The organism is Eggerthella guodeyinii, from assembly GCF_009834925.2.
GTDB classification, from domain to species: Bacteria; Actinomycetota; Coriobacteriia; order Coriobacteriales; family Eggerthellaceae; genus Eggerthella; species Eggerthella guodeyinii.
This window is the reverse complement of the sequence record NZ_CP063310.1, coordinates 3,363,099-3,377,708: the sequence shown is the minus strand read 5'-3', so window position 1 is coordinate 3,377,708 and position 14,610 is coordinate 3,363,099. Positions and strand designations below refer to the sequence as shown.

Here is a 14,610-nt window from a genome sequence, read left to right as displayed (position 1 = left end):
GAAACATCTGGTCGTACAGAACGAATGTTTCACGTGAAACATGCGGCGGCGGCATGCGACGCCGCCGAGGGTTCCCGCGGGGCGACGGCCGGGCTGCGCGAGCGGCGGGCGCGCGGGCGGAGGCGCCAGAGGGTGCGGCGGCTGGTGTTGCTCGTGTCGTTCCTGCTGTTCCCGATCACCATCTTCTACTTCTCGCCCGTGCTGGTCATCGAGGGTGCGCTGTCGGGCGCGGTGGTGGGCAGCACGATCGCGTTCGGCCTGCAGTTCTTGCTGGCGATCGTGCTGCGCCGCGCGTGGTGCGGGTGGCTGTGCCCGGCGGGCGGCCTGCAGGAGTTCGAGGCCGACGCGGTGGGCAAGCCCGCGAAACTGGGCTGGAGGGTGCGCATCAAGTACGCCATCTGGGTGCCGTGGATGTGCTCCATCGCCGCGTGCGCGTGGATGGCGGGCGGCTTCGCGCTGGTGGACCCGTTGGCCGGCATCCCGGGCGGCGTGTCGATGAACAACCCGCTGGGGCTGCCCATCTACTTCGGCATCGTGGCGCTGTTCTTCGTTCCCAACCTGGTTCTGGGTCGGCGCGCCATGTGCCACTGTATCTGCTGGATGGCGCCGTTCATGGTGCTGGGCGAGAAGCTGGGCAGCGCGCTGCGCGTCCCGCAGCTGCACGTGAGCGCCGAGGCCGACCGTTGCGTCGGCTGCGGGAAGTGCGACTGCGCCTGCCCGATGAGCCTGCCGGTGGAGCAGCTGGCGCAGGGCGGCGCGATCGTCGACGCCGAGTGCATCCAGTGCGCCGCCTGCGCCGACGCGTGCCCCAAAGACGTGTTGAAGCTGCGCATGGGAGGCGTGCGATGAGCGGGCGGTTGATCGTGTACGATGCGGGCGAGCGGGATGCAGGGGAGTTCGCGCGCGGCTTCGGGGCCGACGACGCGTTGTTCTCGGCGACGCCCCCGGTGAAGACGTGCGTGGGCTGCTTCGGCTGCTGGGTGAAGACGCCGGCCCGCTGCGTGATCGCCGACCGGGCCGTCGACATCCCCGCGCTGTTCGCGCGCAGCGACGAGGTGGTCGTCGTCAGCCCGCTCGCCTGGGGCGGCTACTCGCGCAACGTGAAGGCGGTGCTCGATCGCTCGATCGGCTACCTGTTGCCGTTCTTCCGCACGGTGGACGGCGAGATGCACCATCGCATGCGCCACGACCACGCCTTCGCCTTCGCCGTGCATTTTTACGGCGAAGCAGCGCCGACCGTGCGGGAGAACGCGCGGCGCCTCGTGGAGGCGAACGCCGTGAACCTGGGCGCGCGCAGCGTCGACGTGCGGTTTCACGAGGGGATCGCGGCGGCGAAGGAGGCCGTGCTATGACGGTGCGCAGGGTGCTCTTGCTGTGCGGCAGCCCGCGGCCGAGCGGCAGCAACTCAGCCGCCCTGCTGAACGGGCTGCGGGACAGGTTGGACGGCCGCGCGGAGACGACGCTCTGCCGGGCTGCGGACGTGCTTAAGGAGTCGCGCGGGCCGTCGGCGGCGGAGGTGCTCGCCTTCGACGCGGCGGTGCTCGCGTTCCCGCTGTACGTGGACGGCGTTCCGGCCAGCTTGTACGATCCGCTCGAGGCGATCGGGCGGGCGGCGGCGAACGATCCGGGGGCGGCGCGCACGCTGCGGTTCCACGCGATCGCGAACAACGGCTTCTACGAGGCGCGGCAGAACGCCGTGGCGCTCGATATGCTGGGGAGCTGGTGCGACGCGTGCGGCATCGCGCGCGGTCGCTCGCTCGCGCTGGGCGCGGGCGAGATGGCGCAGGCGGCGCCCATCGGCCGCGGGCCGCTGACCAGCCTGGGGAAGGCGCTCGACTGGCTGGCGGACGACGTCACGGAAGGCCGTCCGGGCGAGCCGCTGTTCGTCGAGCCCGATTTCCCCCGCGCCCTCTACCAGCTGGCCGGCCACGCCCAATGGAAGCGCCAGGCGAAAGCCAACGGCCTCAAGCCGAAGGAACTGCTGTGGCGCGGGTAGCGTTTGCATCGAGGTGTGGAGGACGGAGAACGGAAAGGGGGAGGCACGAACGTGGTCGCGGGCGTCTTGTCGATAGCGTCGTCGAGCGGGGTATTCTCGTCGTCGAGCACCGTCTGGCTGTTGCTCTTGGGGGCTTGCCTTCTCCAGGGATCGAAATTCACCCTTGACCCTCACGTTACGTGAGGGTGTAGGCTGTGAGCATGATCGCGATCGAAGGAAGGAGGCTGCTCATGGAGCGCGAGCGGGAAGGCGACGGCTACACGGTGCACGAGCTGGCTGCGTTGTCGGGATGCACGGTGCGCACGCTGCACCACTACGACGAGCTGGGGCTGGTGAGGGCGCGGCGCGCGGCGAACGGGTACCGTCGCTACGGGCCCGCCGAGGTGGACCGGCTGCAGCAGGTGCTGCTGTATCGCGAATGCGATATGCCGCTGGCCGACATCGGTCGGCTGCTGGACGACCCGGCGTTCGACGCGCGCGATGCGCTGGCCGGTCATCTGCACGAGCTGCATGCGCGCAAGGAGCGCCTCGACGGATTGATTGCGAGCGTGGAGAAAACGCTCGCCTGTATGGAAGGTTCCACCGTCATGGAAGACCAGGAAAAATTCGAGGCTTTCAAGCAGGGCCTCGTCGACGAGAACGAGCGGCGGTACGGCGAAGAGGTGCGCGAGCGCTGGAGCGACGACGCCGCCGACGCGAGCAACGCGAAGCTCATGGGCATGAGCGTGGAGCGGTACCGCCAAACCCAGGAGCTTGAGCAGGGCGTCAAGGACGCGCTGCGAGCGGCGATGGAGGCGGGCGATCCGGCGGGCGAGGATGCGCACCGCGCGGCCGACCTGCATCGCCAATGGCTGTGCGCCTTCTGGAAGGACGGCACGTACTCGAAGGCTGCCCACGAGGGCCTCGCCGAGATGTACGTGGCCGACGACCGCTTCAAGGCCTACTACGAGGCCGTCGCGCCCGGCGCCGCCGAATTCCTCCGCGACGCCATCCGCGCCTACTGCGCGTAAAGCGTCCGCCCGCGTCCCCGCAGGCTTGCGCGGCGGCAGGGTTGCATCTTCGCCCGAAACACACGCCTCAGGCGCGTGAGGCGTGTGTTTCGGGCGAAGATGTTTTGGGGCGACAGAGATTAGTCGTTCCCTTCGCTTGCCAGCAGATAGGTTGTTTCGAGGGCTTGCGACAGCTCCTTCTCGGTTGGCAGGCAGAGCACGTACTGCGAGGCGAATATTCCTTTCCCGTCGGCGAGTGCGGAATACTTGGCAACCGCCTCGTTGCGATTCGCACAGAGGACGATGCCGATCGTGGGATTGTCGTCAGGCTGGGTGCATTGAGCGCTCCTTGACGGCGGAACGTACGTAAAAGTCGCGACGAATAGGGTCTTCTATACGGATGATCAGGCGATAATGCGACCAGCTCAATTCGGCACACAGTGTGTGCCGAATTGGGAAGGCCAGATACAGTTGCCGCATGGCGCGAAGGTTTCTCTCCGTAAACCCCTTGCCGAACTCGGTTGTCAGCCGCTCTGACAGATACTCCATCAGATGCTTGCCGTATTCGGCGCGATCCCCCTGCGCTTCGGCGATTTCGAGCGTGTTGCGAACGGATTGATAGACGGCTTCATCCGGGGTAGGGTCGTAAATCTGCTCCACGGACAGCCTCCTTTCAAGAAGGCGGCTGTCCTTTGCGGGAAAGTTAGGGTAGCACCCAGCCAAGGTATACGATGCACTCCATTATATAGAACACAAGTTCGTATTTCAAGCGTTTTCTTCCGTCAGATCGAGGCGGTTGATGCGGTCGACCAGGTCGGAGCCTCGTTCGTAGAACAGGAGGTTCTCGTTGTGGGCGAAGTAGCGCTCGCAGCCGTGGTCGTTGATGAAGGCCATACCGTAGCGGTTGACGGACAGGTCGGTGACGAGCAACAGCATCTCCTGGCCGCCGCCGAACGCGTCCTCGACGAAGCGGAAGGCGTTGTCGAGCGCGCTCGAGGTGGCTGCGATGCGCGCGTCGAGCGCGTCGACTTGCTGGGCGAACAGCTCTTTGACGCGCGAGAACGGCACGCCGCCACCCGCCGCGTCGCAGCGCAGCGCGCGGTCGATCAGCGCGAGCGTGCGCTCGTACGCCACGTACTTCTCATCCGACAGCAGCCCCGCTTTGCGCTCGGTGGTCAGCCGCGCCTGCAGCGAGGCGGCTTCTTCGCGCAGGAGGGGCAACGCGTTCGCATCATCGCCTTCGAGCGCGTCGCGCATCGCGGCCAGCCTCCCGTGCATGAACGCCACGGCGCGCTCCTCCAGCACGGCGTCGCGCAGGCGGCTGCCGAGGGCGTCGGTGATGAGGCCCATGAGCGAGACGCGCTCGTCGAAGGCGGCCTCGCGGGCGCGGTCGAGCACGGAGGCGTCGGCCTCGCCGGCCAGGATGCGGTCGATCTGGTAGTCGGCGCGGTACTTCGTGAACAGGTCGTAGTACACGCTGAACCGCTTCGCGATCTCGGCGTTCTGCACGTATTGGCCGATCAGCAGCTCGTCCACGGGAATGTCGCGCTCCTCGTAGAGCTTCATCATGGCCGAGAGGTCGTCCCAACCGCGCGCCGTGACGAACGACTTTCCGTCCACGGTGGTCTCCACGCGGTAGAAGTGATCGCGCTCGATGTCGAGGTAGGTGAGCACGGCGGGGTGCACGCCCGTCTCCACGGCGAAGTCGCGCCAGGCGGCGAAGTCGGGCTCCACGTCGATGCGCTTGAGGCGGTCCCAGGTGGCGATGTCGAAATCGTGCGCCGTGCGGTTGTACTCGGGCGGGTTGCCGGCCGTCACCACGATCCAGCCGTCCGGCACGCGGTGGCGTCCGAAGATCTTGTATTGCAGGAACTGCAGCATCGCGGGCGTCAGCGTTTCCGACACGCAGTTGATCTCGTCGAGGAACAGGATGCCCTCGCGCTTGCCGGTGGTTTCCATGGCGTCGTACACGGCGGCGATGATCTCGCTCATCGTGTACTCGGACACGTCGTATTCCACGCCGTCGTACGTCTTCTTCGCGATGAACGGCAGGCCGAGCGCGCTTTGGCGCGTGTGGTGCGTCATCGAGTACGACACGAACCCCACGTCGAGGTCCTGCGCGATCTGCTCCATGATGGCCGTCTTGCCGATGCCGGGCGCGCCCAGCAGGAACACGGGCCGCTGCCGCTCGGTGGGCAGGCGGTAGTTGCCGAACTCGTCCTTCGAGAAGTAAGCGACCATCGCGTTTTTGATCTGCTGCTTTGCCTGACGGATATCCATGGCTTTCCTTTCTAGCGTGGGCGCGGCCTGCTCGCCGCGTGCGGGGCGTCGTCCAATATGACGGTTTCGTCGAGTTCCACCTTCATGGCCCACGCGGGAACGTGGGGGCTGGCGGCGGCGGACGCGTCGTCGACGAAGACGAACGCGGTATCGTAGTCGGGCTTGCGGGCGGGGTAGGTGCCCTGGCCGTCGGTGAAGTAGATGAGGCCGCCGAGGTTCGTGAGGTCGCCGCGCTCCACGGCGTCGTCCACGTAGGCGAAGACGGGGCGGAAGTCGGTGCCGCCCAGCCCCTTGATCTCGAGGTCGTCCAGGTAGTCGTCCAAATCGCGCAGGTTCGCGATGCGCGCGACGTCCGTGATGGCGGCGTCGCACTGCACGATGAGCACGTTCATGTCGGCGAAGAAGCTCGTCTCCTGCTCGAGGACGGCGTACGTCTTCTCGATGAAACGGCGCACGAGGCCGTCCTTCGTCGAGGCCGAGGTGTCGATGGCGATGACGAAGTCGCGGATGCGCTTCTCCTCCACGTACTCGAGCGGCTCGATGAGCGGGAGGTTGCCGTAGCGCTCGAGGCCGTAACAATAGTAGACGTAATCGAACTCGTCGTCGTTCACGCGGATCTGCTCGCCCATGCGGGCGAATTTGCGCAGGAATTCGCGGTAGTCCTGCTTCTCGCGCGTGACGGCGCGCAGGTTCATGGCGAGGTTCGCGCCCTTCATGCCCCACAGCTTCGCGTACGCGTCCAGCTGCACGCCCATCTCGAGCGCGGCGTTCTTCCACTGCTCGCGCGAACGGTCGAGGTTCACCGTGTCGGCGAACCGTTCGCCCACGGAGGGCTTGGCGTTCTCGGGCGCTTCCTTTTGCGTGATGTCGTCCGGATCCATGCCGCGATGCGAGGCGTGGCTGCGCTTGGCGCGGGCCGCGTCGGGCGGCAGCTCGGCATCGGTGCCGTTCTCGGCGGGGCCCGACGCGGGCGCCGTGGATGCGCCGTCGTCCTGCTCCTCGGCGCGGTGTCCCTCCTCGGTATCGCCGCCATCTTCGCCCTCGGCGGCCGTCAGGCGGTACCAGGGATCGTGGTCGTCCACGTAGAACGGCGCGCGCAGTTCGGCCAGCTCCGCCTCGGTGAAGCCCTCGTCCTGCAGGTAGCGGTAGACGGTTTCGGCGGTGGCCAGCGGTAACGCCGCATCGATGCGGGCGAGGACGGCTTGCTGGCGCGCGGCGCGCACGGTGCGGGTGGCGGGCAGGTCGAGCTCGGCGATGGTGCGCTCCACCACGATGTCGCAGGCCGCGTCCCAGCGTGCGGCGTCCACGTGCGGCCCAGGGTAGAGGTGCAGGAACACGTTGTGCAGCACGATGTGGAGGTAGGCCCGGGTGAGCTCGGCCGGCTCGGCGGCGTAGAGGCGCGCGAGCGCGGCGGGATCGTAGCGGAGGTGCGTGCCGTCGGTGGCCAACGTGGCGCCCGCGATGGGGAAGGGATGCAGGCGCGCGAACGCTGCGTTCATGAAGCGCAGGTTCACGAGCAACGCGTTTTTCGCAAGGTCGAGGGCTTGGCGGGCAAGCGGCTCGGCGGCATCGGACGCCATGGGGCCTCCTTCGACGGATGGTGCGTGGGGCGGCGGGCGGCAGCGCGGTGCGCGCGTGCTCGACACGCGTCGGCTTGGTGCTTGCCATCGCCACCACGGGCAGTGTAGCATGGGGGAAGCGGGTGGTAAACACGCAGCGTGGCGATAAGTTTTGGGAGGTAGCACGAAACTATGCCTATGGGTGATCTGGTGTTCTTCGATGTGGAAACCCCTATCGACAATCTTATTGTGCAAGTGCATAAAAACGAGCCGATGCTGGACATCGCCGAAGTCGACGTGGTGGACGCGGCGCGGGCCGTGGACGGCGAGGTGTGGTCGCCGCAGCTTCCGGCCTATCGGGCGTGGGCGTCGCACGGTGCCGACGAGGGAACCGACGGCGACCTGCTGGTGGTGGGATCGCTGGGGATGGGCCTGACGGACGAGGAGCGCGAGGCGCTGCTTGCCCAGGCCACCGAGCGGGAACGCCGTGCAGCGAAGGCGCGGGAGGAGGGGGCGAAGCCGGAGGCGGTCGACCTGCGCGGGGCGCTCGGCGTGCGCCGCGACGAGGACGGCTACGCCATCGTCGCCGTGGACCTCCGACGCTTCGCAGCGGCCGTCGGGCGAAGCGAGGGGCTCGTGGTGGCGCTGCCTGCGCATCTGGAAGGCGTGCCGGTGGTGCGCATCGCGGCCGAGGCATTCGCACGCCGTTTTGTGCAGGGCGTCGGGGTGCGGCTGCTCGCGATTCCCGACACGGTGGAGCGTATCGGCGCGAACGCGTTTTTGGCGCTGTCGGTGCAGCGCATCCATCTGGGGGCGGGCGTGCGCATTCTGGGCGAGCAGCCATGCGACCTCGCCGGCGTGTCGCCGCGCCTCAGGCGACGCGAGTATTCCGTCGACGCGCGCAACGGGCGGTTCTCCGCGCGCGACGGCAACCTGTTCGCCGATGGCGGGGCGTCGCTGCTGTTCCTGGCTTCGCCGTACGACGAGCGCATCGAGCTGCCGGCGGGGGTCGAGCGCATCGGCGCGGCGGCGTTCGCCGCCGGGTGCGAGCCCCCTTCGGTGGTGTCGTGCCCGGCGACGCTCGCGCGCGTGGACGCGAAGGGATGGGACGACGCCGTGTGGCTGTGCCCGCCCGAAGCGTTGGCGCACCGCCCGCTCGCGGCGCGCGGCGTGCGGCTGGCGGGGCCGCGCGCGGTGGAGCGCGAAGGGTGCTGGTACGACTTCGACGACGCGGGCGCGGTGCTGGTGGCCGGGCCGCCCGCGCCCACCTCGGTGTCGAAGCGGTTCGCGGCCGCCGCGGCCGTGCGCGCGGCGACCTTGCGCGGGCAGAGCGCGGTGGCGCAGGCGCCGTCGCCGGGGCAGGTGGCGCACGTGGCCGCGCATTCGGCTGCGCCGGAGGATGTGCTCGTGCTGCCGCGCGCGGTGGAGGGGCGGCCGCTCGTGCGCATCGGCGTGCGCGCGCTGCCGTACGCTCCCGCTTCGCTCGTGGTGGCCGATACCGTGCGCGTCGTCGAGCGCGACAACGCGTGCCGCAACGCGAAGCGGCTCGCGCTTCCTGAGGGGCTCGAGGTCATCGGCGCGCACTGCTTCTGCTCGCGCGTCCTCGAAGGGCCCGTGTCCATCCCGGCCAGCGTGCGCTCCATCGGGGAGGGCAGCTTCGAATACGCGGTGTGCCGCCTCGAGCATACGGGGACGATCGTGCACGTATCCGCCGATCAGCTGCTCACGTGTTTCGTGGCGGACGCTTCCGACGGCGTGCCGTTCGACTACGGTTGCTACGACGACCTGCTGCGCTCGGGAAAGAACCTGCCGGACAAGCTGGGCGCGGTGCTGCATCGGCTGACCGTGCCGTACCGCTTGGAGGACGCGACGCGCGCGGCGTTGGTGGCGTACCTGCGCGACTGCGAGCGCGCAGCTCAGGAGCGGGTGGCCCAGGAGGGCGACCGGGCGATGGTGGAGGCGCTCGTGCGGGACGGCTTCATCGACGAGCGCACGTTCGATCGGCAGATCGAGCTGCTGCGCGCCTGCAACCGAACCGACTGCGTGCTCTATCTCATGGAGCAGCACCGCGCCCAGACCAAGCCGACGAGCGCGAAGGAGCGGTTCGCCCTGTAGCCCTTTTGCGCTCGAGCATCCTGCCCGCTCGCTACTCGGCGGCAACCGCTTCCGCGTCGGCGGCGTCGGCTGCGGGTTGCGCGGCGGCCAGGGCGTTCGTGCGCGCGTCGAGCGCCCGCACGCTCGGCATGAGCAGCAGCGCCGCGCCCAGCGCCAGGATGACCGCGCCGTCCGCCACGAAGAAGCTCGTCACGCCGATGCCCTGGGCCACCGCGCCGCCGATGGCGGTTCCCAGCGGTATGCCCAGCCCCATGAACGCCGACAGCAGCCCCATCACGCGCCCGAGCTTCTCCTCGTCCACGTTCTTCTGCATGAGCGTCATGAGCGGCCCGTTGAAGCCGGCGCACGCCATGGCCATCACGCCGATGGCGATCACGAACACGGTGAACATGCCGGTGGGCAGCATGCCCGCAACCATGGTGGCCAGCCCCACCACGATGGCGGCGACGGCGATGATGCGGGCGAGCCAGGTGCTGCCGCCGCGTACCATGAGCGCTGCCGAGCCGGCCAACATGCCGATGCCGAACACGGCCGTCACGAGCGAGGCCATGTATCCGTTGCCGTTGAAGTGCGACGACACCATGAGCGGCAGGATGGAGTCGAGCGGCCCGTACGCCATCATGCCCAGCACGACGCACAGCACCACGACCGGCAGCCCCTTGGCCGCCGACAGCTCGCGCCACCCCGACTTCACGTTCTGCAGCGCGCTTTGGTTGGCCACGTCGTGCGCGACGATCGTGGGGACGCTGGCGGCCAGCATGGCGAGCACCGACAGCAGCGCGCCGGCGACGTCGACGAACATGACCGCCTGGAACCCGAGGGTGGTGTACAGGAAGATGCCGAGCGCGGGCGCGCAGATCATCGAGATGCTGCTCAACAGGTTGTCCAGCGCGTTGACGCGCAGCAGGTGCTTCTCGGGGACGAGCAGCGGCATGGTGGCGTTGAACGAGGGCGTGCGGAACGCCTGCGCCACGCCGCACGCCGTGGCCATGACCAGCACGAGCGGGAACGACACGTGCCCGACGGCGATGGCCACGCCCACGACCAGCGCTATGGCGGCGATGAAGAGGTCGCAGACGATGATGACGGTTTTACGGTTGAAGCGGTCGGCCACCACGCCGCCGAGCGGCGCCAGCAAACCGACGGGCAGGAAAGCGCACACGTACACGACGGCCAGCGCGAGCGGGCTGCCGGTGGTTTCGGTGACATACCACACGGCGGCGTAGTTCGCGGCCATGCTGGCGAAGCTGGTGAAGGCGAAGCCCGCCCACACCGCGACGACCGCCGCCAGCCAGCGGCGCGGCAGTCGTCGGCCGCCCACGGCGGCGACGGGTCCGCGGTTGTTGTCGATGTCGGGTGCGTTCGATGGCGTGCTCATGGGGTGCTCCTTGTGATCGGGGAAGGGCGGGTCGTTCGATTCCCCAACAGTTTGCGGTTGCGCCTTGTTCGTCACCAGCGCTTTTGGTTGGAATTCCCCGCAAGAATCGGTTGCGGAGGCAGGTTCGCGTCGGAAACGCGTTGATAGCGCGTTGGATCGGAGAGCCATCCGCGTTGGATCGGCGTGAGAACCGCGCTGGGTTTGCGCGACTGGGGGGAATCTCTCCGATGAGGCTCTTCGACGCTGGTATACTTGATGGTTCCAGAACGATCGAAGGTGTGAAGAGGTGCGCGATGATCGATGAGATCCAGGTTGAGAACCTCGCGTTGATCCGCGAGGCGACACTCGTGCCGGCGCGTGGGTTGACCGTGCTCACGGGCGAGACGGGTGCGGGCAAGACGGCGCTGCTCTCGGCGTTGAAGCTGCTCATGGGCGCGCGCGCCGACAAGGACGCCGTCCGCGACGGCGAGGAAGCCCTCGCCGTGTCGGGAAGGTTTTACGGCATCGCCTCCGCCGACGGCGCCGAATCCGACGCTGACCTGGATGCGGGCGACTTCGACGACCTCCGGGAGCTCGTGGCCACCCGCCGCGTGACGGCCGACGGCCGCTCGCGCGTGTCCATCGACGGCCGCATGGCCAGCGTCGGCGAGCTCGCGCGCGCCGTGGCGCCCACCATCGACCTGTGCGGCCAGCACGAGCACCAGCAGCTCATGAAGACGTCCCAGCACGTGCGCATGCTCGACGCGTGGGCGGGCGAGGCGGTGGCGCAGGCGCATGCCGTCTACGAGGATGCGTTCGCGACGGCGAACGCGGCTGCGGCCGAGCTGGCGCGGGTGCGCGAGGCGGGCGTGGCCTCCTCGGCCAAGCTCTACGAGGCGCGCTTCGTGCTGCAACGCATCGACGCGGTGGATCCGCGCGAGGGCGAGTACGACGAGCTGCTCGACGAGCTGGCGCGCGTGGAGCACGCCGAGACGCTGGCCGTGTCCGCGAACGCGGCACACGAGGCGCTCGCGGGCGAAGAGGGGGCCATCGACGCGCTGGGCAGCGCCATCTCGGCGCTCGACGGCGCGGCGCGCTACGACGCGAAACTCGGCGAGTTCGCCGACGCGCTGCGCGAGGCGGGCTACGTGTTGGAGGACATGGCGCGCGAGACGCGCGACTACCGCGAGGGCGTGGAGTTCGATCCGGAGGCGCTCGCCCAGCAGCAGGAGCGCATGGCTTCGCTGCAGGGGCTTTTGCGCACGTACGGCCCGCGCATGGAGGACGTGCTCGAGCGTCGCGCGGAGGCGGCCGATCTCGTGTCGCTCGTAGACGATGCCGCCGAGCGCGAACGCGCGGCGCAGCAGGAGCTCGATCGGGCCGAAGAGGCGCTCGCGCAGGCGGCGGTCGCGCTGACCGAGGCGCGCGCCGAGGCCGCGCCGCGGTTCGCCGAGGCCGTGACGGCGCAGATGGGCCGTCTGGAAATGGGCGGCGCGCAGCTCGTGTGCGACCTCGTGCCGCTCGAGCGCGACCAGTGGACGAAGGTGGGGCCGCAAGCGGTGGAATTCCTGTTCCGCCCGGGCGCCGGGATGCAGGCGCGCCCGCTCGCGCGCATCGCGTCGGGCGGCGAGGTCAGCCGCGTCATGCTGGCGGTGAAGGTGGTGCTCGGCGAGGTGGACGAGGTGGACACGCTCGTGTTCGACGAGGTGGACGCCGGCGTGGGCGGCTCGACCGCCGTGGCCTTGGCCGACGTGCTGGCCGATCTCGCGCGCACCCACCAGGTGATCGTCGTCACGCATCTCGCGCAGGTGGCCGTCCGCGGCCAGGCGCACTACGTGGTGCAGAAGGCTGCGGGGGACGAGGACGCCATGCCCGAGACCGATCTGCGCAAGCTGGACAGCGCCGAGCGACCCGCCGAGATCGCGCGCATGCTGTCGGGCGACGCCACGGAGACGTCGCTCGCCCACGCGCGCGAGCTGCTCGAGCGGGCCGTCGACTAGCGCGTTCCCGCCGCCGCGCCCTCTACCTGCGGCGTTCGATGAGCCGCGGCAGCGTGCCCGACAGCGCGAGGCCCGCGACCGCCGCGCCGATGCAGAGGGTGAACACGGGCAGCGCGGCGCTCGCGAACGACGCGCCGGCCACCGCGCCGCATGCCGCCGATCCCACCGTGCCGCCCAGCCCGCGGAAGAACAGCGCGAGCGAGGTGACCTTGCCCATGTCGCGCGGCTCGACGGCGGTCTGGGCGGCGATGTTGGTCATGGGCATGTTCACGCCGATGCCGAACCCCAGCACCGCCGACGAGCACGCGAGCTGCACCATGCCGGTCTCGGGGTTCACCAGGCACAGCAGCATCGCCCCGACGCCCAGCGCGAGAAACCCGATGCGGCTGATGATGCGCATGCGGCCGTTCGCCCCGAACACCCGCCCCGCCAGCGTGCTGCCCACCACGAGCGCCAGCGTCATGGGGATGGTGGCCAGCGCCGAGGCGGTCGACGACAGCCCCAGCCCCTCCTGCACGAACCGCGGCACGAACATCACGCCGACGAGCAGGGAGAACTGCGAGCAGAACCCCATCGCCACCGCTCCGTTCACCTGCGCGCGGCGGAAGAACCGCACCGGCACGATGGCGTGATCGCGACGCCGTTCGACCAGCACGAGCACCGCGATCATGACGCCCGCCAGCGCGAGAAGCCCGAAAAACGGCACGGAGAACCAGGCGAACGCGTTGCCGGTCAGGCTGAACGCCAGCGTGAGCGGCACCACGGCGGCGGCTGCGCATGCGGCGCCAGGCAGGTCGAACGACCGCTCCGCATGGGCCTGCTTCCCGGGAAGGAACCGCACCACCAGCACGAGCGCCACGATGCTCAATGGCAGGTTGACCAGGAATATCCAGTGCCAGCCAACCGTGTCGGCGATCAGCCCGCCGGCCAGCGGCCCCGCGATGCTGGCCAGGCCGTACATGGACGAGAGGATGCCCATGTACTTCCCGCGCACGCGCGGTTCGAACAGCTCGGCCATGGCGATGAACACGCCGGCCTCCACGAGCCCGCCGCCCACGCCCTGTACGGCGCGCCACGCCGTGAGCGTGTCGAGGCTGTTCGACAACGCGCAGCACACCGACGCGATGGCGAACACGCTGATGCCGCAGGCGAACACCCGCTTGTGCCCGAAGCGCGTCGCGCACGCGCCGCACAGCAGCGTCGCCAGCGTGCAGGTGAGCAGATACGAGGTGAACGGCCAGGTGTAGTGGTCGAAGCTGCCCAGGCCCGCGGCGATCTTCGGCATGGCGGTGCTCACGATGGTAGCGTCGAGCGCGGCCATGAACAGGCTCAACGCCAGTCCTCCCAGCACGGCGGCGGTGGGGAAGGGCTTGCTCTCCATCTGCGTCCGCCCGTTGCGCCGAGCCGCGCCGCGCGCCGCGTCCTCGAGCGCCCTGGTGCGCGCGGCTGCGGCCGAAGTGCGCGTTCCCGCGTCGAGCGCCTGTTCCCTCAAATCTTCCACGTCCATGATTTCTCCTATCTACAATACTACTATCAATGATAGTTAATGCCGAAAAAGAAACCGGGCAACCCGGTTCATCAGTTCGTTCGTGCGTTGGCACCCCCTCCTTCTCCACGGTGCGACCGCGAGGATCCTCATCGATCCACACGGCTCTCCACGGACGCACGCGGGGCCGATTCGGGGCCGATGAGCGAAACAAGGGGAAAGCGGGCGCAACGCGGGGGAGGGCGTCGGGCGACGCAATGTTTCACGTGAAACATTCGTTCGCGTTTTGCGCGTCAAGCATCGCCGTACAGATTCTTCTCGAACTGCTCGAGGTGCTTGGCGACCAGGCGGTAGGTGTCGGCGCACAGTTCCATGGTCGCTTGCGCCTCGAGGCGCCCGTATGCGGGAATCAGGCGATCCACGCGCTCGGCCGTGCTTTGGTGCGTCTCGATCAGCTCGTCGATGAGGGCGCGGCCGGTCTCCTCGTCCACGAGGCTGATGTTCGCCAAGACGGGCAGGAAGCCGAAGTCCACCCGCGCGGGCAGCGCCGCCGCCACGCCCATAAGCTCGGCGAACCGCTCGCGACCTTTGTCCGTGATGGTGTACACCGTCTTCTCGGGCATCTCGCCCTCCTTGACGACGGTGCCGTCGGCGTAGCCTTCGTCGCACAGGCGGATGACGTTGCGGTACACCGACGGCGAGCTGATGCGTATCCAGCGGCGGACGTTGCGCTCTTCCAGCGTCTTGTCCATCTCGTACGCGCTCATCGGCCGCTCGATGAGCGCTCCCAGGATCATGATCTCGATCGACGTGCTTGCCATGGACGCT

The 14,610-nt window shown here is 68.7% G+C and carries 13 protein-coding genes; 6 read left to right on the top strand and 7 right to left on the bottom strand.

Translation table 11 applies throughout. The annotated features are described in order from the left end of the window. The first annotated feature begins 24 nt into the window (after positions 1-24). From GS424_RS14420 to GS424_RS14405, 4 genes are all read left to right on the top strand, one after another. A complete protein-coding gene (locus GS424_RS14420) occupies positions 25-849 on the top strand; it encodes a 4Fe-4S binding protein (RefSeq protein WP_160941178.1) in 825 nt (274 codons plus the stop codon). Next, positions 846-1,352 (top strand): flavodoxin family protein, encoded by a 507-nt coding sequence (locus GS424_RS14415; protein WP_160941177.1) that lies wholly within the window; start codon positions 846-848, stop codon positions 1,350-1,352. The genes GS424_RS14420 and GS424_RS14415 overlap by 4 nt, the downstream gene beginning before the upstream one ends. Continuing rightward, positions 1,349-1,996, top strand: coding sequence for an NAD(P)H-dependent oxidoreductase (locus GS424_RS14410; protein WP_160941176.1), 648 nt, complete (start codon positions 1,349-1,351; stop codon positions 1,994-1,996). Before GS424_RS14415 ends, GS424_RS14410 begins: the two co-directional genes overlap by 4 nt. 200 nt (positions 1,997-2,196) lie before the next feature. Further along, positions 2,197-3,006 (top strand): MerR family transcriptional regulator, encoded by an 810-nt coding sequence (locus GS424_RS14405; protein ID WP_244977732.1) that lies wholly within the window; start codon positions 2,197-2,199, stop codon positions 3,004-3,006. 119 nt (positions 3,007-3,125) lie between these two features. Here GS424_RS14405 and GS424_RS18010 read toward each other — a convergent pair whose 3' ends face one another. The 4 genes from GS424_RS18010 to GS424_RS14390 form a co-directional block, all read right to left on the bottom strand. Beyond that, positions 3,126-3,290, bottom strand: coding sequence for a hypothetical protein (locus tag GS424_RS18010; RefSeq protein ID WP_244977731.1), 165 nt, complete (start codon positions 3,288-3,290; stop codon positions 3,126-3,128). 19 nt (positions 3,291-3,309) lie between these two features. Next, a complete protein-coding gene (locus GS424_RS18005; RefSeq protein WP_244977568.1) occupies positions 3,310-3,645 on the bottom strand; it encodes a DUF1016 N-terminal domain-containing protein in 336 nt (111 codons plus the stop codon). Positions 3,646-3,750: 105 nt separating this feature from the next. Further along, positions 3,751-5,265 carry an AAA family ATPase gene (locus GS424_RS14395; RefSeq protein ID WP_160941175.1) on the bottom strand — a complete coding sequence of 505 codons (1,515 nt, stop codon included), beginning with the start codon at positions 5,263-5,265 and terminating at the stop codon, positions 3,751-3,753. An 11-nt stretch (positions 5,266-5,276) separates the two neighbouring features. Next, a complete protein-coding gene (locus GS424_RS14390) occupies positions 5,277-6,845 on the bottom strand; it encodes a vWA domain-containing protein (RefSeq protein ID WP_160941174.1) in 1,569 nt (522 codons plus the stop codon). Positions 6,846-7,016: 171 nt separating this feature from the next. Between GS424_RS14390 and GS424_RS14385 the strand changes: the two genes are divergently transcribed. Next, complete coding sequence (locus GS424_RS14385; RefSeq protein ID WP_160941173.1) at positions 7,017-8,939, top strand: leucine-rich repeat protein; 1,923 nt, start codon at positions 7,017-7,019, stop codon at positions 8,937-8,939. A 31-nt stretch (positions 8,940-8,970) separates the two neighbouring features. Here GS424_RS14385 and GS424_RS14380 read toward each other — a convergent pair whose 3' ends face one another. Continuing rightward, positions 8,971-10,317: an MFS transporter gene (locus GS424_RS14380; RefSeq protein ID WP_160941172.1), complete on the bottom strand. Its 1,347-nt coding sequence runs from the start codon at positions 10,315-10,317 to the stop codon at positions 8,971-8,973. 293 nt (positions 10,318-10,610) lie between these two features. Between GS424_RS14380 and recN the strand changes: the two genes are divergently transcribed. Next, the gene (gene recN / locus GS424_RS14375; protein ID WP_160941171.1) at positions 10,611-12,296 is read left to right on the top strand and encodes a DNA repair protein RecN; all 1,686 of its coding nucleotides are present in this window, start codon (positions 10,611-10,613) and stop codon (positions 12,294-12,296) included. Positions 12,297-12,318: 22 nt separating this feature from the next. Here the strand turns inward: recN and GS424_RS14370 are convergent, their stop codons facing one another. Together GS424_RS14370 and GS424_RS14365 are read right to left on the bottom strand one after the other, a co-directional pair. Beyond that, the gene (locus GS424_RS14370) at positions 12,319-13,803 is read right to left on the bottom strand and encodes an MFS transporter (RefSeq protein WP_160941170.1); all 1,485 of its coding nucleotides are present in this window, start codon (positions 13,801-13,803) and stop codon (positions 12,319-12,321) included. 272 nt (positions 13,804-14,075) lie between these two features. Beyond that, positions 14,076-14,603, bottom strand: coding sequence for a PadR family transcriptional regulator (locus GS424_RS14365; RefSeq protein WP_160941169.1), 528 nt, complete (start codon positions 14,601-14,603; stop codon positions 14,076-14,078). Between the last annotated feature and the right edge of the window lie 7 nt (positions 14,604-14,610).